This window comes from Moritella sp. F3 (assembly GCF_015082335.1).
Lineage (GTDB): Bacteria > Pseudomonadota > Gammaproteobacteria > Enterobacterales > Moritellaceae > Moritella.
In genome coordinates this window covers 230203-250840 of the sequence record NZ_BLRL01000003.1, presented here as the reverse complement: position 1 = coordinate 250840, position 20638 = coordinate 230203, and the positions used below count along the sequence as shown (strand labels likewise).

Genomic DNA, 20638 nt, shown 5'->3' with positions numbered 1-20638 from the left:
GAATAATCATACTTATTTAAAAGTTATTAGTTTGAATACTAAGGATTTTTTATTATTTAAATTCATACCTAAAACTGAAATAAAAGGATGTATTAAGCAGAGAATAGAGGTAAGATTTGCCTGTGACCTAACTACTCATTAGTAGGTGTATCGCGACATTGCTCGTTGTAATGCTTTTACTAATGAATAGTTAAGTACTTTTTGATTCAACATTTTAGACAAATAAAGGAATATAAAATGACAGACCTACGCGCTAAATTCGAAGCTACAGTAGACCAAGTTCAAAATGGCACAGCGAAGAAAAAACCTTCACAAGAATTAAAATTAGAGTTTTACTCATTATTCAAGCAAGCAACAGAAGGTGACGTGGCAACTAAAAAGCCATCTATCTTTGATATGGTTGGTTTTGCTAAGTGGACTGCATGGGATAAATTACGAGGCTTATCTTCAGACCAAGCAATGGAAAAATATATTGCTCGTGTAGAAGAAGAAAATGCGGCTTAATTTTAAAAGCATCTAGCTAAGTGACTTGTTGTCAGTAAATAGCTTTATTTACTGACAATTCTTGCCGATATTACCGACTCAATAAGAGGTACACTTTAATTAATTACATACCTATCATGTATTTAATGACATTTTTTAATGGCATCATCTAATAACTTAACTTCATTACTTACTAAAAAATTTCACTTCTTTCTTCTGGCTGAAAAACCACTGCCTACGAACACCTTTACTCATCATCATTCCTTAATTTTTCTCTTGTTTATACCTGCACCCCATTACCAGGATACGATTACATTTATCTAAAACATTCGAATAAACCACTTATAAAGTTTTAATATCAAAAACTTACATTTAATTACAGGTGGTAAACACATATCTAACCTAGCAACAAATACCAACTTATCAATCATTAGAACGAAACCGATACTGTAATTTTAGAGGCCGACAATAATTGCCTGTTATATGAGCTAGGATTGAATAAAATAGCGGTTACTACGACGGAAAATCCAGCAGCTAGTCACAGACCATGTTGATTTTGCTAATGAAAACAGTAATTTTATAAAAATAACTCACGAGTGTGTTGCTATGAGTCTTTAACCATGTATAATTCGTCTTAAGAAATTAGGCTAGTTTATATCGGTAGAATAAACTTTAGTTAATACTTGTATTGATTATTGTGTTTGTATTGTTTATATAAGTTACACCCTGGTTTTTTAACAATTTTTTTAATAATATATATATATACAGGGTTTTTAATATGTCTAATACAGTAATCGGTAAAGTAAAATTCTTCAACGAAGCTAAAGGCTTCGGTTTCATCGAACAAGAAAATGGCCCAGATGTATTCGTACATTTCAGCTCTATCTTAGTAGATGGCTTTAAAGTACTTACTGACGGTCAAAAAGTTGAGTTCACAGTAGGCCAAGGCCAAAAAGGTCCACAAGCTGAGAACGTTAAACCTCTTTAATAGTTTACTATTAATCGGTTAAACAGATATCAAAAAAGGTGAACTAAGTTCACCTTTTTTATTACCTGGAATTTATGACATCCTAGATGCATTTATCGTTAGGTAATAAAAAAGCCAATGAGTTAACTCATTGGCTTTTTTTATACCCCTAGATTACGCTAAACCGTTAACCTATTTAGTAATGACTTCTAACTGTTTCTCACGCGAATCAATACTATCTGTTAAGCTCTTCAATACACCATTGCTGATGTTAAAGATCCAGCCGTGTACGGTTAGTTCAGCACCGTTGCGCCAAGCTCGCTTTACAACCGTGGTATTACAAACGTTACGCACCTGTTCTACTACGTTTAATTCACACATACGATCGATCTTATCGTCTCCGCACACGCCTTCTAGCTCATCCATATGGAAGCGTTCAACATCTTTAATATGACGTAACCAATTGTCAATTAAACCATGCTGACCATCGCCCATAGCGGCCTTAACACCACCACAACCATAATGACCACAAACTATAATATGCTTCACTTTAAGTACTTCAACGGCATACTGGATCACTGATAAACAATTTAAGTCAGTGTGTACTACAACATTGGCGATATTGCGGTGCACAAACACTTCCCCCGGAGGCAGGGCCATGATCTGGTTTGCAGGTACGCGACTATCCGAACAACCTATCCATAAGTAATCCGGTGTTTGCTGTTTAGAAAGTTGTTCAAAAAAGTCAGGGAACTGTTCATTGATCTGTTCTGACCATGCGCGATTACGTTCAAATATTGATTTAATAGTACTCAAGACTACGCTCTCTGATTGGAATAACTACATTTCGAACCTTTAAACTAGCTTGTTTAATCAATATATTCAACTGATAAATAAGTAATCTTAGGATATAAGTAACTGGACTTATGAGTGTAATAATTTAGGGCTTAGTGGATATAAGACGGGTATAAGGCAGATATAAAAAAGCACCCAATCAAGGGTGCTTAACATTTGAGCCAAGTCTAGCAGTAAATTACTTTGCTACTTTATCTTGTTTTGATAGACATGACTTCAGCATAAAGAAGCCAACAAAACCAGAGACCAATGAACCTAAGATAATACCAAGGCGCTCATCAAATAATAGATTAGTACCCGTTTCTTCAAACGCAAGTGAACCAATAAACAAGCTCATCGTGAAGCCAACACCACATAAGATCGCCGTGCTATATAAAGAACACCAGTCCATGCCTTTTGGCATTTGTGCAATCTTACATTTAATCGCTAACCAACATAAACCAAAGATACCAATTTGCTTACCAAAGAACAGACCTAACGCAATACCCATTGGCACTGGGTGCAATATTTGTTCTAAGCCAACACCCGATAAGTTAATACCAGCGTTTGCAAATGCGAAGATAGGTAAGATAACAAAGGCCACGACAAAGTGTAGTCCATGCTCCATCTTCTTCAGTGGTGAATGTGATTTATCTTTTGATTGCATCGGGATAAATAAAGCAAGGATAACACCGGCTAATGTTGCGTGAACACCAGACTTCAGCATTGCCACCCACATCACGATACCAACAATGATATACAAGGCTTTCGAATCAACATTACGCTTATTTAAATAAGCTAACACAGGGATACATAATGCGGTCACAATCAATGCAACAACAGAAATCTTCGATGTATAGAAGAATGCAATAATAAGGATCGCACCAATATCATCAAAAATAGCCAGAGATGTTAAGAATATCTTCAAGCTCACAGGTACACGAGAACCAAGTAAACTTAAAATACCTAACGCAAATGCAATATCTGTTGCAGCAGGGATAGCCCAACCACTTAACGCAGCAGGATCATCTATATTAAAGTAAACATAGATAAGCGCTGGGAATAACATACCACCGATAGCACCAACGCCAGGTAGAATGATATTTCGAGGATCAGATAACTCCCCTTCCACTAATTCTCGTTTTAGTTCAAGTCCAACTAAAAAGAAGAATACAGCCATTAAACCATCATTAATCCAAAGTAATAATGGTTTCGCAATTTCTAAACCGCCAAGTTTTATTTCAACTGGGGTATCTAAAAATAGAGCATAGAGTCCTTGTAAAGGGCTATTAGCTAAAACCATAGCTAATACAGCCGAGAACATTAAGATAATGCCGCCTGCTGATTCTAGTTTAAAGAAACTAGATAAAAACGAATCTTGTGTATTGTTCATGTTTTTCCTTATACCTACATATTCATCTATAAAACGGTCGCTCAATACAATACAACGCTAGTCCATTACACCGAATTAGGATGAAGATATGTCAGTATTATCAAATTCTATAAATTAAAGAATAATTAAAAATAATTATGTTTAATGCTATTAAGGTGTTTACTCACCTTCTCGTTAGACTCGACATAATATGACACATAACACTTATAAATCACACATATATATATTAGAACCAAGTCACATAAATAACCATAATTGGCTACTTTCAACCTTTAAATCAGTTTAAAACACTTTATTAACAATATAAAAACAAAGAATGGCAATAAAAGGTCGCTGATAAGGTGTCAAAACAGCTGTTTAAGAGACGATCAACACATGACTCGAACTAATATTAGCTGAATTCACAATTGTCGCCGTATAGGGTTGTTAAATTAATTTAATGAGGGAGGATTTTTTATCGTTGGTATAAAAAACAGACAAGTGAACAAAAAAAGACCTATTAGCGTGAACTAACAGGTCTTCGGTACTAAGAAAATGAAATGAAACCGTTTAGTCTCTATCTTAACTATTAATTAATCTTGCTGCTGCTGCATCCAGGATCCACTCAGTGCTACCTTGATTTGCTTTAACTTGTGCAGCGGGATAAGCAAGAGCAGCATCGTCATTATCGTGGATCTGCTTAATTACTTCAGCTTTACCAGCACCCAGCACTAAATAGCTAATGCGTTTTGCATTCGCTAACAGGCGCGCCGTTTTAGAAATACGGTATTGCCCTGATTCTGGATGTTGAGCAATGATAGCGATGTTTTCATCGTTATAATCAGTTTGGCCAGGGAATAATGATGCAGTATGACCATCGCCCCCCATGCCAAGTAGGATCCAATCAAAACATGGTAAGCCATTATGTGCAGGAATAACGGTTTGCATCTCTTGCGCAAAACGAATAACTTCTTGCTCAGGTGCATCTTCACCTAAAATACGGTGAATATTCTCTGTCGGCAATGCCACCTTCGAAAATAGTAACGCTTGTGCTTCACCAAAATTACTTTCGGCATCATCAGGTGCCACACAGCGTTCATCGCCCCACCAAAAATGTAAGTTAGTCCATGTAATGCTTGTTGCAAATGGCGCTTGTGCTAACACTTTAAATAAAAGCTTTGGTGTACTGCCGCCTGATAACGAAATATGTACAGGCTGATCTTGCTTGCTATATTCAACAAGTGAATGAGCCAATGACTCAACAACCTGTTCAGGTTTTTCAAAAGTACGATAATCCATCATATTCTCACGCTACTGTTAGTTGCTACGATTAATGCTGAGACAGGCTACTGTTTATTACTTAGCGACTGGCTCAGCCAGTAATGAACTAAGATTAACTTAGTTAATCACTTCTTCACTCGAAAAGCGCCATTCACGCCCATCTTTCTCAAGCATTTCATCTGCTTTGTTCGGTCCCCAGCTACCACACTTATAACCAAATAAAGATTTTGCTTCTTTTTTATAGTCTAAGATTGGCTGCACAAATTCCCAACATGCTTTAACTGCATCAGAACGAGCAAAGAGTGTTGCGTCGCCTTTCATGCAATCAAGTAATAAACGCTCATAAGCTGTTAATAGGTTATTTTCTTCTAAACTATTATAGTCAAAGCTCATTGATACTTGCTGAGCAGTGAAGCCTGCCCCCGGTTTTTTCAAACCAAAGTCCATTTGAATTGATTCGTTTGGCTGAATACGCAAGATCAATTTATTTTCTGGCGCGTTCTGACCAAAGATTGGATGTGGTGTCTTCTTAAAGTGAACCACAATCTCAGTCAAACGTTCTGGCATACGTTTACCCGTACGCACATAAAAAGGAACGCCGTTCCAACGCCAGTTGTCGATCATCATCTTCATGCCCACATATGTCGGCGTGCGTGAATCTTCATCAACGTCTTTTTCACTACGGTAACCAGGCATCTCTTCGCCATTAACAACACTTTTCGTGTATTGGCCTAAGACGAGATTATCACGTAGATCTTGTTCTTCAAGCGGACGTAAGCTTTGGATCACTTTAACCACTTCATTACGCATCGCATCTGCATTGATAACTGCAGGTGGCTCCATCGCAACTAGTGCTAGTACTTGTAATAAGTGATTCTGTAACATGTCACGTACTGCGCCAGAATGGTCATAATAACCACCACGTTCTTCAACGCCTAAGCTTTCAGCTGCTGTAATTTCAACATAGTCGATGAAACTACGGTTCCACAATGGTTCGAATAAACCATTAGAGAAACGATATACTAATAGGTTCTGTACTGTTTCTTTACCTAAGTAATGATCAATACGGTATACCTGGCGCTCGCGGAAACAAGTATGTAAATGCTCATCTAATTCGTTTGCAGACGCAAGGTCATAACCAAATGGCTTCTCAACGATCAAACGTTTCCAGCCATTACGATCTTTATTCAATTTATGTTTAGCTAGGTTCGCAGAAATTGCTGCGTATAAGCTTGGTGGTGTTGCCATATAATAAATAGCATTACCCACTGTATTGTGCGTTACAGATAATGTTTCTAAACGCTCTTTAAACGCAACGTAGCTATCTGCATCTGTCATATCCATCGAGATATAGTACAAATGTTTACTAAACGCTTCAGCTTGTTGCTGAGTAATGCCTTCACTTTGGATTAAATCATTAGTTACTTTTTCACGGAATGAGTCGTCCGTGTATGCTGTTTTACTCGCACCCAAAATAGAGAAATCTTCAGGTAACAGTTCATTGACATAAAGGTGGAAAAGCGCGGGAAGTAACTTTCGTTTTGTTAAATCACCCGAAGCACCAAAAATGACAATACTGTTATTCTCTGGTTTTACCATGGTTTTATTTCCTAAAGATTTGATCGAAAAGATTAGAACATTTAGCGCTAGTCGGTTCATGTTATGGATAGATAACGGACTAGGCGCGGCATTATCACTCAAAATGACTGAAATTTAAAATGGTTTCAGCAATATGTTTAGCAAATACCCACAAATAGGCACTCAACTAAAAATTTATGTCTAATTAAACGGACACTCACTTTCGAATGAAAGAAAATAACGAAAGTTCTGAAAGTGGGAAGCGTTAATTCGATGTTAACAGGTGTATAAATAATCAGCGTAAATTAAGTGCCAATTCACTCTAAACAGTCACCTGTCAATTTAATCTCAACATTCGCGATAGACTCATTATTATAATGGGCTGTATATGATAATGCGCAATCTGTCGATTCAAGTCGATTCATTCTAATCCAGCTCTGTTTAGGGCTGACATTTTTACAAGTATACATGCCATCACTTGAAGTAATAATGTCACCTTCAACAAGGGGGCCAGAGGTTAGCCCTAATATATGACAGATTTCAGTCGGGTCTAACAGCTTACCTGATACCAGATAGGATTGTCTGACGTCATATTGAACATATGTTTTACCGTTAATAGTCTGTTTACGTGATTCGATGTTTGAAGCTGTTTTCAAGGTGTCCACGGCATTGACTAATTTACCGCGTAGATCGGTTAGTACAGCGACTTTCGCTTCACGGTGCGTTTTGGTGTACTCGGGGATAGCAAACATGGCTAGAACTGAAAGAACCACAATAACAAATGTTAATTCCAGTAATGAAAAGCCCATTTTTTCATTCATTAAAATCCAATACCTTAAACTTGTGCAGTTAACTCGAATGGATACTAACATACCTACTGTATATACAAGACTAATAATATCATCATTTTAATGTATATATTGCGCCGATTTGATACAGTAAAACAAAGTTCGATAGTTTAATCTCTATATCTTAAATTTTCATGCTGGAGTCTATTAATGCGACCTACTCGCCCTGCTATTTTTTATTCGTTTCGACGTTGCCCATACGCAATGAGAGCACGACTCGCGGTTTGTTATAGCCAAGTGGAAGTTGAATTAAGAGAAGTGGTATTAAAAGATAAACCAATGAGCTTGTTAGCTTATTCACCTAAAGGCACGGTGCCGGTTTTAGTCACTCAAGATAAACAGATCATTGATGAAAGTCGCGACATTATGCAGTGGGCATTGGCACAAAACGATCGCCATGATTGGCTACGCCAAAATCAACCCCATTTACAAAAGCAGATAAGCTCACTGATCGACGAAAATGATAACGAATTCAAAGCTATTTTAGATAAATATAAATACGCCGATCGCCACCCAGAATGTACTGAAGCGCAATATCGTGAGCAAGGCAGCCACTTTCTAACTCAGCTTGAATTGTTACTCAGGTTACACAATAACCTGATTAGTGACGATGTGAGTCTCGCAGACATCGCTATTTTTCCCTTTATTCGTCAATTTGCCAGTGTGGATAAGACGTGGTTCGAACAATCTCCCTACCCTAAATTACGCGCTTGGTTAAACCGCCATACTAGCTCAACATTATTTACTGATATTATGTTTAAATACCCGCAATGGTCTGCTGGCGACAAAGCCGTATACTTTGCTTGTAGTAATTAAACAATAGCTATTTACGGGTTGTTATTAAAACAAAAAGCCAGCACTGCATAGGCAGACTGGCTTTTATCGTTATTTATAAATGCTTCGCTCATCACTCAGGTTTAATTATCTGATGTCCCCATTACGACTTCATGACAAGATAAACAGTATCATCTTTTTCATATACTTTAGATAGCTCGTCGCCTTCACCTAATATCACTACGTTTTGGCCCGATTCAGTTTTCGGCTCGCCACTAACAGCATCAATAATAATCGCAGCACCAATTGCCATTAATAGTGGATTTTGATACCAAGATGGACGTTGGTAGCCATTTACGATAACAACAGGTCGACCACGATAAATAGGCGCTCGATAGTTCGGTGTTCTGATTACTTTAGCTGGTGCTCTAACCACTTGGCCAGGCTTACCGACACGGCCATGCTCTTGACATTGAACGCCACCAGCACGTTTGCAACCTACTGCAGCGTCTGCAGTCGTAATAGCTGATACGTTAAGAGTAAAAAATGCAGTGATCATAATAAGTAGCTTTTTCATCGTAAATCCTTAATTGATTTGATGATGAAATAGTACGTGATAATAGGAGGGGGTAATATTTCGTTTGAAATTTAATTATTCCAAACGAAATATTTTGCTTAATTATTTATAAAGTTTTTTATAATACCTTTATATATCAATAATTAAGTTCTTACACCATGTTCAGATTAAGCAATTAACATACGGCGAGCTGCATCAACAACAACTTTAATCGATCTTGTTTCAACAAGTTTCATTGCTGCTTCATCAGGGATCTCTTTTTGTGTACGGTTAATAATAACACCAGCAACACAACCTGCTTTAAGGCCTTGGCTTGCACACATAGTAAAAAGTGTTGCAGATTCCATTTCAAAGTTAAGTACGCCCATGTCTTGCCATTCTTGCATAGAACCTTGGAAACGACGTGTTACACGACCCGAGAATGTATCGTAGCGTTCTTGACCTGGGTAGAACGTATCACTCGATGCAGTAACCCCCATATGTACCTTGATACCTTCAGCATCAACAGCCGCTTTCATCTCAGTCGCAACAGCAAAATCTGCTACTGCAGGGTATTCCATCGGCGCAAAATGAGAGCTTGCACCGTCAAGACGCACCGACGCTGTTGTTACAATCATATCGCCAACATTAATATGTTCTTGAATTGCACCCGTTGTGCCAACTCTTAAAAATGTATTCACACCAAGTTGCGCAAGCTCTTCAACAGCAATCGAAGTCGATGGACCGCCGATACCAGTTGAACACACAACCACTTTCTTACCTTCTAAATCGGCTAAATAAACCGTGTATTCTCGATGACTTGCTAAAAATTTTGGGTTTTCCATTTGCTGTGCGATCTTTTCGACACGCGCGGGATCACCTGGAATGATAGCCAATTCGGCACCTTGTAAGTCTGATTTATTGATACCAAGGTGAAAAACGTTTGCAGTAGTCATAGCATATTCCTTAAAACCGGAGAGAACCGTCATTATAAATATCAGTATTAAAAATGGCGGTAAATATTAAAAAACAATGATAAAGCAGCAGGCTTGCCTATAAAGTGATAATAATCACATGTTTCATATATAAGCTTGTTATATTTCACATATGATCATACCTATAAACGCTAGGCTTCAATAAATAGGCTTAAAACGCTTCATTCACATTAAAATAGAACCCGGAATCACCATTCCCAAATCCCATGTCTAAGCGTAGATTAACTTTAGGCTTAACTTCAAATCGATAACCTACACCCGCCGTAGGCAGTAGTTCATCAGTTGATAACTTATCAATGTTATCGGCAAGTCCACCAGCACCGCCCCAAAATACCATGCCATGACGACCCGGTAAGTTTAAACGGTATTCAACTTGTGCCAATAACATTTGCTCATCGCGATAACGCCCCGAATTATAACCACGTAATAAGCCACCTCCACCAAGCGCTGAAAGTTGATCCCAAGGTACATCTCCCTGCGTAAAACGACCATGAACTTGCCATGCTAATACATCCCCACTCTCACCAATACTCAGGTATTCGCTGTATAATAACGATTGAACATTAAAGTCACTTTGGCTACCAAACTCTTGGCGATACCACTTTGAATCAAGCTCGACAAGACGCCCAGAGCGAGGGCTAAGTACGCTATCACGGCTATCGTAATTGATTAATAAGCTAGCCCCAACACTACGACTGCTTTCCAACAACATACTGCTATCAACAGTCGATTCCAAGTTGTCGATATCATTGGCTGAGCTATAGTTAAAATCCATCCCAATACCAATAAAGCTTTGCGCAGAAATACGTTTTCGTAACGAAGGCGCTAGTGATAATTGCTGATTATCAAATGTGACTTTATTGTCATCTTGTCTATTTTCATCATAACCGCGGCCATAATATACTTCAGGCGCATCAGCTATAACGGCATCAACATAAAACCGTAACGTATCTTGCTGTAAAAAGGTTTTGTTAGCGACAGCAATCCCCAGCGCACCATTGGCAGAAGCAAAGCCATTAATAATTAATGTCGATAACTGGCTCACCTGGTCCTCTTTATCTACCTGATAGAGCCCAATTGCCGAAACACCGACACCAAATGACATTTCAGGGTTATAAAAAGGCCCAGGTAATACGCTAAAATCAATCACCTTATCTTGGTTATACTCGCCATCCGCGCCGAGGTTCTCCAACAGACCATCAATCCAACCGCCCTGCTTAACGTGAGCGCTTTCATCTACCTTGTTACTGTTGTCGAGATTATTACTGCTATCTACATAAGTACTGCTATTTACATAAAGAGTGTCATCAGTTTGAGAACGAGTCTCCGCAAAAGCACTTTGGCCAGTCATCAACAGCAATGAACTCGTGAGCAGTAGGTGTGTTCGATATAGCTTGGTTCGATGCAGTTTGGTTCGATTAAGCATCATTATAGATCACCCTCGCGCTTCGCTTTTAGCTGCTTGTCATCTTCAATCTTGTTATAAGCTGACAAGGCTAAAAATTGCGCACTGGTAAAACCGTTCGACCACAATTCTGCTGGGATATGACTAAAGTTAACTTTAAACTTATCATCAATAAATAACCATAGCTTGGCTACTTCATCTATATCCACGCCATGGCTGTAGCGTAGCAGGGATAACTGTTTAGCTTGATGATCTTGTTGCTTTTCTTGTAAATAGAGTGGCGCAAGTAAAGGCCAATGATCATGCGCTTGGGCAGTTTGTTTATCCACTAAATACGGCGACTGAACATCACCCAAGGCATAGTGACGTTTTAACAACATAAATTTATTTGGTAGTGGCTCATTTGAATCCCACCAATCGCCGTCAATCACATCAAACAGCGCGTTCGTTTGCTCGGCAGTCACAGGGTCAAGTTGATTGATTGCCGCGGTTAACCAGCCACTCATGTGCTGATTAAACAAGGTTTTGTTCATGGCTAAGTTATTACTGATTAATGCCACTGCGATCTTAGCACCAAGCATATTTGAGTAGATATCTTCCGGTGAATAAGCTGATACCTCTTCAGACCAAAGCGCCCAGCTACGATAGCCGTGCCATTGTGCTATTTCATGTGACTCTGCCATTAAGTAACCTAATCTTGCCGCTATATCAGCTGCTAAGTTCCAGCGCTGTAATGGATCAAGACGCTCTATATCAAAGGCTTTTAATTCGATGTAACGGGGGCCTATTTCAGGCGGTAACTCAATTTTTGCTTCTTTACCTAATTGTTTATAAATTTTATAAAACAAAATAATCGTGTTATCAGCGGTATCGCGTACATGGGCTAAATCAATGAAACCACCAAGCAGTGTATAAATTTGACCATTGTTTTCACCACTGCTGCTACCGTCTGGCGATACTTTTACATAACTAAATGAACCAGCGTCAAAGGCATGAGCGCCAATATCATCCGCATCAAGTGTATTAGCATAACGAAAGAATGGCACTTGTACTGTGCCTACTTTGACTTTTTGGGCATTACCAAATGCGCAGCAAGGCCTGACATCTCCAGGCATGTCTAGGCTTGAATAACCATTCAACTCGGTGCTTGCAAGTACACTCTTATCAGGCAGGGCCGTTAATGCTTCAGCGACAGCTGCATCTGTAGGTAATGCACGAACTTGCCAATCTTGGCTGCAAGCGGTTAACAACATTGCACCAAACGAAAAAATAACAACTTTAGCTAATGACATCATATTAGAAGCGGTATCCTAAGCTAACCATCATACTACGGCGAGTACCAACACCCGCTTCCATAAGCAGATCTACATTATTGGTTATTTGCGCTTGCCCACCGATTAAGGTATTCCACTTATCTTCAAGGTGTTGCTCTACTTTAAACTTACCATCACCAAGAGCCGGCACATATTTGCTAGAAATACCGATATCCTTTAGGTTACCCTCAAATGTTTGTTCTACATTCTGATACATAGCACCAGTCCATAACTGCATATCGTGGCCTTTGAACTTCCAGCGATAGCCTACACGTGGCGACACCACAATAGAACTGATTTCCCCATCGAGAATATCTAATGCGGTATTGGTGTAATTGACGTCGAGTAACGCAAACCAATTATCAATACCACCGACAATCGTCGTACCTGCGCCATAGGTAATGCCTTTAAAATTCAATTCAAAAGGCACTGGCCCATAATCTTTATCTCCCCCCAACCACCATGGAAAATGGACTACGGGGCTAACTTGCGCAGTACTACTACCTTGGGTATATCCGAGAATGCCATAGACATTTAAAAATGGTAATACCCAAACGTCACCACGAAAGGTTAATGTTTCAGATTCTTGTTGTGCAGTTGATGTTCCAATGCTGACAAGATCATCGATAAACCCCAACCCACTAAAGGCCACAGAATCCACAATCAATGGCTGTTCCATTTTCATGTAGGTCATGCTAAAACCATATGGCTTGGGGAGTTCATATCCTAAATCGATAGCTTCTTGTGCCCAAATCGGAAAGTTACGTTCGTATCGATCGTATTCTTCAGCACTGAGTAATTCACTTTCATCAGCAGTTAACGCTGTAGAGGCCACCTGCGTCTGTTCAATACCGACAATATGTTTCACGTTACTGTTGTTCGGTCCTAAATCTGTAGAGGTCAATAGATGATCATTCGCGGATACAGAAAACGAGCTGCTAATAAGTGCCGTCATTGCCACAGTGAAATGCCTGTTGTTGTTCATCATACTACCTCTAAAGACCAATAAGGCGCGGAGTCTAACAAACACATAAAGTAAAACAATAACGAGAAGAATAAATTACATTATATTACAATACCAAAAGACAACGTATGCACTAACAATGAACTTAATGTTTTCATTTAAACCATATAAACAACTAATTACTCAATATTTGATGGTAAATCACCCTGCATGCTATTAACATACCGATAATTGAACAGTCGGAAATTATACAATGAAAACAAAAAATGGTGGTTTCACCTTAATAGAGCTCGTCATCGTCATAATTGTGCTAGGAGTGCTATCAGTAACAGCGTTACCTAAATTCCTAGACATAGGTCAAGATGCCCATGATGCAACGGCAAAAAGTTCATTCGCGGCGTTTGATTCTGCTGTAAAGTTATATCATAGCTGCTGGTTAACGAATGGTAAGAGTGGTGCAGTACAAGATCTCGCTTGCTTTGGCGATGGTGACATAGATTCCAGCACTACTGGTTATCCACTTGCACAATCAGATATTAGTAATGGAACAAAATTACAAGGTGATTATTGTGAAGAAATGTGGACTGGATTATTAAGTCATAATGACTTTAAACTAGAAGGTCATAATAACTCAGGTGGTTATGATGATGATACAAGTATTGTTTATTGGTATGCAGGCAGTGAGATGAGCAACCCGAGGACTTATTGTTATTATAATTATATCGCCGATGACCGTAGTAAAGGCGCTGTTAATTGGCAATTACATTACTACCCTGCGACTGGCGAGACAACGATCACTCGTGGTGCACTCTCGTATTAACTTCTATATCAAATAGAATACCTCAGGCACCTGAGGTATTGTAAATACTTACTTGCCCCATCCTGCTAAGCTTGTTATAACCATAACAGTTGTTTTCCTATATTCTGGTATTCCTTACCTATGCTAAAAATTGCCACCTTTAATTTGTTCAATTACATCGAACCTCCTTATGCTTGTTATGACTTTGATCGTATCTATGATGAGCAACAATGGCAGAAAAAGCAGAAATGGATACGTGATTACCTTGCTGAACATCAACCTGATGTGATCGGCTTTCAAGAAGTGTTTAGCCCTGATTCATTAAAAACACTAGCAGCAGAATGTGATTATCCGTATTTCGCTGTTGTCGATAGCGCCGATGTCATTGAAGACTATATCTTTCGTAGTCCAGTCGTAGCTCTGGCATCACGTTACCCAATAACCGACATCACAGCTGTCATACCAGATAGTGAACTCGCAGTGGATATGGGATTGTCATCTGAATATCAATTTAGCCGTAAGCCACTACGCGCCAGTATTGAACTACCGCACTTAGGCACTACAGATTGTTATGTCGTGCATTTCAAATCTAAACGGCCAATGTTAGAAAGTGATGATACCGAACTAGCAACAACCAAAGCCGTACTAAATGCTTTTACTAAACAAATGTGCGGCACTTGGGGTTCATCGATACAGCGTGGTTCAGAGGCAGCATTACTATTCCAAAAAATGATTCAACGTCGACTCGCAACAAACAATCCAATGATGTTAATGGGCGATTTTAATGATCGACTCGATAATGATCGCGACGGTGTGCTGTCTCATTTAACCATGGACACTTTACGCTTTAATTCAGACCCACAAGCACAAGACATTGTTAAGCAATTTAGTCTACAAGATAGCTGGCATTTATATCAGCATGCAGCAAATGGAGTAACAGCAAGTAGTACCCCAGCGCCTCGCCCGCCGACACATTACTTTTTCAATAAAGGGTCTGTGTTAGATTATATTTTACTGTCGTGTGAGTTTAATGCTGAATATCAGCGTAGCCTCTATGAAGTCAGTGACTATCACACCTATGACCGTCATCTGATTAATCCTATCTATGCGCGTGATAGTGAAAGTACTGATCATGCGGTTGTGCAAATTAATCTAGCGCTTAGATCTTAGCGCATGACATCTAACGATAAACGGTTTGGAAAATACAATTAAAATTAATGTGTAATTAAATGGCATATTCTGCTTGCGTTAACCCGATTCTATCTTATAATGCGCCAATCTATTCGAGGGAGTAGTCGCTTCACGCATGTGAAGGAGTACATCAACATAACTGACCCACAGGTCATGGTGTATTCAACCTAATTCGAGATTAAGAATCCGATACTAGGTTTGATGAGACTTGAACAAGTAACCACCTACTTTCGAGGGCAGGGTGTCGCTTGTTTATGTCTAAATGCCCTCGTACGAGAATCCTATGTCTTTATTATTACCTATCATCGCTGTATTAGTTGGTTTTATCCTACTTACAGTCAGTGCTGACCGTCTTATCTTAGTGTCATCAACATTAGCCAAACAGTTTGGTGTGTCTGTCATGTTTATTGGTATGACCGTCATTGCCTTTGGTACTTCATTCCCAGAATTAGTCGTTAGTGCTATAGCCTCATTTAATGGCGCAGAAGGCCTTGCTGTCGGTAATGCTATCGGTTCTAACATTATCAACTGTGGTTTAGTATTAGCGCTTTGCGCCTTGTTTATGCCGCTGGTGATTCAAGTACGTTTTATCAAACGTGAATTACCTATTTTAGTTGTGGCACTCATTGCAACTATCGCATTAATGTCGAATGGCTCTATTACCATGTGGGATAGTCTTGTACTTATTCTATTATTGGCACTTTACTGTGTATACCTTGCGAAATCATCGTCTGCAGATGATGTTGAAAACGAACTTGAATTTTTAGACGTAAGCCAAACACGTGCATTAGTTGAAACTATCGCGATGCTTATCATGCTATTAATCAGCTCACAAATTATGGTTTGGGGTAGCGTACAACTTGCTAAAGCAATGGGCGTAAGCGACTTATTGATTGGTCTAACGATTGTTGCATTTGGTACTAGTTTGCCTGAATTAGCCGCAGCTATTGCTGGTGTTCGTCGTGGCATGCCTGAAATTGCATTTGCAACTGTGATTGGCTCAAACACCTTTAACTTATTAGGTGTACTGGCGTTCCCTGGTTTGATTGGTGATGGTCTACAACTACCAGCGGAAGTATTAACACGTGATATACCAATGCTTTCAATCATGACCGCATTCATGGTTATCTCGTTTACGATGACTTATTTTGCAGTAAATAAACGCCGCTCAGGTTTGAAGCCTGAACAACAAACAGATGCGCTAATCGCTGCAGACAGTAAACTTAACTACCGTTTCGGTCGCCTTTCTGGTGCTGTACTCTTGATTATGTTTATTGGTTATACTTGGGTACTTTTTACTTCTTAAGTTAAGTTACCTCTTTAGTACGGTTACGGCTTAAGTACAATTATGACTTAAGCCTATTACAAGTTAGCGATGTTAGTTAGCGAGTGCATTTAGTATTTACTGAATGCACTCATATCTAACATACTAAGTTAATAATGCCTCATCGATAGCCTTAGCTATATGATGATAACGACTACTCACCTTAGCCATCAACACCAACAAATAACCAAACTGCCCCACTATTGCTGATGATAACAACCAGTAATATTCAGGGTTATACAAAGTGATAATCAAAGCAAATAAACTAAATACATGACAATATAGTAAATACTGCATTCGCGATTTACTTAATAGCTCGTGCATATTAGGCAATAACGCAAATGCTTGCAGATGAAAACCGCATTGACGTTGTAGATGTAAATATGCCAAAAAAGGCACAATCTTGATGATCATCGCCATGATCACACTTAATATCCAACCATAGATAAATACCGATGCGAGTGTTAACGGTGACCAACCAAAACTCAGTAGCCCAGCCTCAACACTCGCCTGTGAATTGCTCATTAAGCTCATAACAAAACTCATCGCACAGCAAAGAAATAAGCACGTTAGGGCAATAAACCAACAAGTCACACTGGCATCATTAATTTTCCGCTTACGTCGATATAAACAATACATAGCCGTGACTGCATATACCATCAAACTAAGCTGCAATAAAGCAATGCTAATCGTCTGTATTAATTGCCACACCGCACTATCAACAATTGACTCCATGACAACGCTATCGATAACAGCAGATTGGGTTATAACCAAGGTCATTAACGTATAAATGAGTAATGTAATGAACAAAAATCCAGGGAGATAACGCGAACACCAGCTGGGGAAAGCAGGCGCAACATGAAACATCGGCAGTACTTGAAAGCTCACACCAATAATGATTAAGCTGATCCAACCAATTAGTCCCCAGCTCGCATGGCTATCTGTCAGTTGCTTGGTGATATTAAATTGGCTAGCGAATAAATAACCAGCTAAGAGTAAACTGGCAATAATGCCAACCACCAGCATAGCAATAAAACCTAAGCGCATCGTATTGATTGATACACAGGCCTGACTTCGTTGTCTAATCAACCATAATATTGCGCAGATGAAACCACCCAAACCAAGGGTAAATGAGATACCTGAAACAGCAAAAAAGAAATTGCTATTGCTTGAGTCCAAACCTAACACCAACATATTCGCTAAAAATGCGCGAATTAACGACAATGTGCCCACAGTCATCAAGCTCACCGTCAGCGTTGAAATAAGTTTAACCTTAGGTAAAGACTTGCCAGCCAGCACTGGTAGTAACTGTAAAATAGACCCACACATGATCATAGAAATCACACCCAGCACGATAGCATGGGTAACAGCGAGAGTGGCAGGATGCCAGCGGGTCAGCCACATTGACTCGCCAGCGACAGCAATAATCAACGCGCTAATGAATGCAAACACTGGTGCGACAAAAAAGAACCGCATCGGCACTGAAAATGACGGTATGTTATCAAAATCTAATCCCGCAAGATTCATTCTAATTCCAGCTCAGAAAATGCGGCTAATGCCGATGCATCCGCTTTGAAAGCAACTTTAATGATAACGGCTAAATCTTCACAACTGCCATTATCATAACCTTGATGACTAACAAGGGCGGATGATTGGCTAAAACCATAATCAATATCCACGCGGTAAACAAATCCTAACTCAACTAACTTGGGATATAACGGCACAGGGTTTTTACGGTGATAGATAATCAAACACTGACCAGGGGATAATTCCGCTAACGCCTGTAATACCTGACGCATTGGTTCAGGCATGGGGAACTCACTGACATCAAGCTTAATGACTTGCAGTTTAGTCGGTGGTATTTGAGTTGATGGTACGCCAATTGATTCTACGTCAGTTGGTAGTACATTAGTTGGTAGTAAGGTTATCGCCATTATGAGTACGCTTTTACTTGTAGTAATACCGCATCAGCATCCGGTAAATGCGCTTGTGTCATTGGGTATAACATTTGCTCTTCTTTCATATTATGTTGCTGCATTAAGATCATTAAGGTTTCTGATAACCCCAAGAATTGTGCTTTACTCTGCGCAGACAATTGTTGTGTCATTTCAGCCACCAATTGACGCATTTGTGCATGTTCAGCACGCATTACTTGCGTTGGCCCCATCGTCATCCCTGTCGCTTCTTCAAACGCTGGGAATAAAATCGTTTCTTCTTGTTGTAAGTGCGTTTCAAGGTCAGCGGTAAATATCGTCCACTGGCTATCAGCCTCAGCCCATTTACTTGCAGAAACAGATGATTCAGCAGCAATAAAAGCATCATCACAATGGCGATGTTGCGCAGTCATAAAATCAGGAATAGTGTGCATAAAGCCTCAAAATAAGAAACAATCATAATATGACAGCCATAGTAACGAGGCATAAGCAGGCTGTAATTGATATATGTCTATTGCAGCAATAAAGATTAAGTGCACTTTGCTTGGCAATAACGCACAATAATGCCTTAATACATCTTTGACGACAAAGACCTATCAGGAGAGGCTATGAGCGACTGGTTTATCATTAACAGCAATGCACTGCGACTGAGTGCATTTATCGGTTTGTTTATATTATTAGCCCTGTGGGAGCACTATCAACCGAAACGCGCGCTAACAGTGTCAAAACTCCAGCGTTGGGGCAACAATATTGCGATGGTAATGTTGAATAACCTCACGCTAAAACTACTGATGCCATTTTTAGCTATCGATGCCGCTTTGTATGTCCAGCAGCAACAATGGGGATTAGTCTCCTTAATGGCTGACGCAGACCTAATAACAAGTTCGTTCATCGCTATTTTAGCGATTATACTGCTTGATGCTGCCATTTATTTTCAACACCGCCTATTTCATAAAGTGCCTATGCTATGGCGCTTACACCGTATGCATCACAGCGATCTTGATATCGATCTCACCACCGCGATCCGTTTTCATCCTATCGAAATTTTGTTATCCATGTTGATAAAAATTGCCGTTATTATTGCATTGGGTGTCCCTGTCATTGCCGTCGTATTATTTGAAATGTTATTGAATCTGACTGCCATGTTTAATCACAGCAATATTAAATTATCAATTAAGATCGACCATTACCTACGTTACCTATTAGTGACTCCTGATATGCACCGGGTACACCATTCTATTAATGGCCGTGAAACCAATCATAATTTCGGTTTTTGCTTACCATGGTGGGATCGTTTATTTAACAGTTACCAAGTGCAACCGCAATTGGGACACCAGAACATGCAGATCGGTTTACCGTATTTTCGTGCTGCGAAAGAATGCAAAATACAGCATATGCTGACTCAACCGTTCAGAAACAAATAAACTATTTATACTTAGCCATTTAGATTAAACGATTAAACGATTAAATATCCTATTAAAAATAATAGTAATACAACATTCAAAGGTACAGATGACGTGACACATTCAACTCAGGCTTCAACAACATCGGCGATCTCTAATGACGAGGCGCGTAAACTCAGCCGTAAAGTCACTGCTGATATAGCCACTAAACAGCTCGATGAGATCTTTATCGACAATAACGTGTCGATAGATGTACAAATTGCGGTAACAGAATTCCAAGACATTGAGCCAAGCGCGTACTTGGAAATATTAAGCACTCACCTACGCCCAGCTTATTTACGCGTTATCACTGAATCACTACAAACACAAAATTTAACGGCGTTAGATGCTAATAGCCATTATCTTAAACTCAGTAAAACCCACAAAAACATGTTGGGAACGCTAAAACAACAAGACAAATATAAACAGCTAAATGATACCCAGATTATTGAACTGGCGTTATTGGCTTTATTAAGAAGTTAGCTTTATTAGGAAGTTAAAAAGGTTAAACGAAAAAGCCCTGCTGAGTTCCAACGAACAACGACAGGGCTAAATTTTATAGCTGCAACGACGTTTAG

21 protein-coding genes and 1 riboswitch are annotated in these 20638 nt (G+C 39.3%); of the genes, 8 read left to right on the top strand and 13 right to left on the bottom strand.

What is annotated here, in order from left to right:
* Positions 1–237: 237 nt before the first annotated feature.
* Together JFU56_RS07380 and JFU56_RS07375 are read left to right on the top strand one after the other, a co-directional pair.
* On the top strand, positions 238–504 hold the full coding sequence (locus JFU56_RS07380; RefSeq protein WP_019439256.1) for an acyl-CoA-binding protein: 267 nt from the start codon (positions 238–240) through the stop codon (positions 502–504).
* A gap of 757 nt (positions 505–1261) precedes the next feature.
* A complete protein-coding gene (locus tag JFU56_RS07375; RefSeq protein WP_006030497.1) occupies positions 1262–1471 on the top strand; it encodes a cold-shock protein in 210 nt (69 codons plus the stop codon).
* Positions 1472–1642: 171 nt separating this feature from the next.
* Here JFU56_RS07375 and can read toward each other — a convergent pair whose 3' ends face one another.
* The 5 genes from can to JFU56_RS07350 form a co-directional block, all read right to left on the bottom strand.
* Positions 1643–2266, bottom strand: a complete 624-nt coding sequence (can, locus tag JFU56_RS07370) for a carbonate dehydratase (protein WP_198436646.1) — start codon at positions 2264–2266, stop codon at positions 1643–1645.
* Positions 2267–2483: 217 nt separating this feature from the next.
* A complete protein-coding gene (gene nhaA, locus JFU56_RS07365; RefSeq protein WP_198436645.1) occupies positions 2484–3677 on the bottom strand; it encodes a Na+/H+ antiporter NhaA in 1194 nt (397 codons plus the stop codon).
* Positions 3678–4238: 561 nt separating this feature from the next.
* Positions 4239–4958: a 6-phosphogluconolactonase gene (gene pgl / locus JFU56_RS07360; RefSeq protein ID WP_242065904.1), complete on the bottom strand. Its 720-nt coding sequence runs from the start codon at positions 4956–4958 to the stop codon at positions 4239–4241.
* A 96-nt stretch (positions 4959–5054) separates the two neighbouring features.
* Positions 5055–6536 (bottom strand): glucose-6-phosphate dehydrogenase, encoded by a 1482-nt coding sequence (gene zwf / locus JFU56_RS07355; protein WP_198436644.1) that lies wholly within the window; start codon positions 6534–6536, stop codon positions 5055–5057.
* 296 nt (positions 6537–6832) lie between these two features.
* Positions 6833–7336: a type II secretion system protein gene (locus tag JFU56_RS07350; RefSeq protein WP_198436643.1), complete on the bottom strand. Its 504-nt coding sequence runs from the start codon at positions 7334–7336 to the stop codon at positions 6833–6835.
* A gap of 177 nt (positions 7337–7513) precedes the next feature.
* Between JFU56_RS07350 and JFU56_RS07345 the strand changes: the two genes are divergently transcribed.
* A complete protein-coding gene (locus JFU56_RS07345; protein WP_198436642.1) occupies positions 7514–8179 on the top strand; it encodes a glutathione S-transferase in 666 nt (221 codons plus the stop codon).
* Positions 8180–8300: 121 nt separating this feature from the next.
* Here JFU56_RS07345 and JFU56_RS07340 read toward each other — a convergent pair whose 3' ends face one another.
* From JFU56_RS07340 to JFU56_RS07320, 5 genes are all read right to left on the bottom strand, one after another.
* On the bottom strand, positions 8301–8714 hold the full coding sequence (locus JFU56_RS07340) for a hypothetical protein (protein ID WP_198436641.1): 414 nt from the start codon (positions 8712–8714) through the stop codon (positions 8301–8303).
* 167 nt (positions 8715–8881) lie between these two features.
* The gene (gene udp, locus JFU56_RS07335) at positions 8882–9649 is read right to left on the bottom strand and encodes a uridine phosphorylase (RefSeq protein WP_198436640.1); all 768 of its coding nucleotides are present in this window, start codon (positions 9647–9649) and stop codon (positions 8882–8884) included.
* 190 nt (positions 9650–9839) lie between these two features.
* Positions 9840–11117, bottom strand: a complete 1278-nt coding sequence (locus tag JFU56_RS07330) for a BamA/TamA family outer membrane protein (protein WP_198436639.1) — start codon at positions 11115–11117, stop codon at positions 9840–9842.
* Complete coding sequence (locus JFU56_RS07325) at positions 11117–12388, bottom strand: DUF4056 domain-containing protein (RefSeq protein ID WP_198436638.1); 1272 nt, start codon at positions 12386–12388, stop codon at positions 11117–11119. Before JFU56_RS07325 ends, JFU56_RS07330 begins: the two co-directional genes overlap by 1 nt.
* 1 nt (position 12389) lies before the next feature.
* Entirely contained in the window at positions 12390–13391 is a 1002-nt protein-coding gene (locus JFU56_RS07320) for a virulence protein (RefSeq protein WP_198436865.1), read from the bottom strand.
* Between the two features lie 232 nt (positions 13392–13623).
* Between JFU56_RS07320 and JFU56_RS07315 the strand changes: the two genes are divergently transcribed.
* The 3 genes from JFU56_RS07315 to JFU56_RS07305 all read left to right on the top strand — a co-directional run bounded on the left by JFU56_RS07315 (position 13624) and on the right by JFU56_RS07305 (position 16666).
* Positions 13624–14190 (top strand): type II secretion system protein, encoded by a 567-nt coding sequence (locus JFU56_RS07315; RefSeq protein WP_198436637.1) that lies wholly within the window; start codon positions 13624–13626, stop codon positions 14188–14190.
* 120 nt (positions 14191–14310) lie between these two features.
* Complete coding sequence (locus JFU56_RS07310; RefSeq protein ID WP_198436636.1) at positions 14311–15339, top strand: endonuclease/exonuclease/phosphatase family protein; 1029 nt, start codon at positions 14311–14313, stop codon at positions 15337–15339.
* Between the two features lie 117 nt (positions 15340–15456).
* A riboswitch (yybP-ykoY riboswitch) is annotated at positions 15457–15559 on the top strand.
* 84 nt (positions 15560–15643) lie between these two features.
* Complete coding sequence (locus JFU56_RS07305; RefSeq protein ID WP_198436635.1) at positions 15644–16666, top strand: calcium/sodium antiporter; 1023 nt, start codon at positions 15644–15646, stop codon at positions 16664–16666.
* 123 nt (positions 16667–16789) lie between these two features.
* Here the strand turns inward: JFU56_RS07305 and JFU56_RS07300 are convergent, their stop codons facing one another.
* The 3 genes from JFU56_RS07300 to JFU56_RS07290 are packed head-to-tail and all read right to left on the bottom strand — an operon-like array spanning position 16790 to position 19052.
* Complete coding sequence (locus tag JFU56_RS07300) at positions 16790–18211, bottom strand: hypothetical protein (RefSeq protein WP_198436634.1); 1422 nt, start codon at positions 18209–18211, stop codon at positions 16790–16792.
* Positions 18208–18618: a DUF2249 domain-containing protein gene (locus JFU56_RS07295; RefSeq protein WP_198436633.1), complete on the bottom strand. Its 411-nt coding sequence runs from the start codon at positions 18616–18618 to the stop codon at positions 18208–18210. Before JFU56_RS07295 ends, JFU56_RS07300 begins: the two co-directional genes overlap by 4 nt.
* A complete protein-coding gene (locus tag JFU56_RS07290; protein ID WP_198436632.1) occupies positions 18618–19052 on the bottom strand; it encodes a hemerythrin domain-containing protein in 435 nt (144 codons plus the stop codon). The genes JFU56_RS07295 and JFU56_RS07290 overlap by 1 nt, the downstream gene beginning before the upstream one ends.
* A 174-nt stretch (positions 19053–19226) precedes the next feature.
* On the opposite strand from JFU56_RS07290, the gene JFU56_RS07285 reads away from it, so the two are divergent.
* Together JFU56_RS07285 and JFU56_RS07280 are read left to right on the top strand one after the other, a co-directional pair.
* Positions 19227–20042 (top strand): sterol desaturase family protein, encoded by an 816-nt coding sequence (locus JFU56_RS07285; protein WP_198436631.1) that lies wholly within the window; start codon positions 19227–19229, stop codon positions 20040–20042.
* A 93-nt stretch (positions 20043–20135) separates the two neighbouring features.
* Complete coding sequence (locus JFU56_RS07280; RefSeq protein WP_198436630.1) at positions 20136–20543, top strand: hypothetical protein; 408 nt, start codon at positions 20136–20138, stop codon at positions 20541–20543.
* Positions 20544–20638 lie beyond the last annotated feature (95 nt).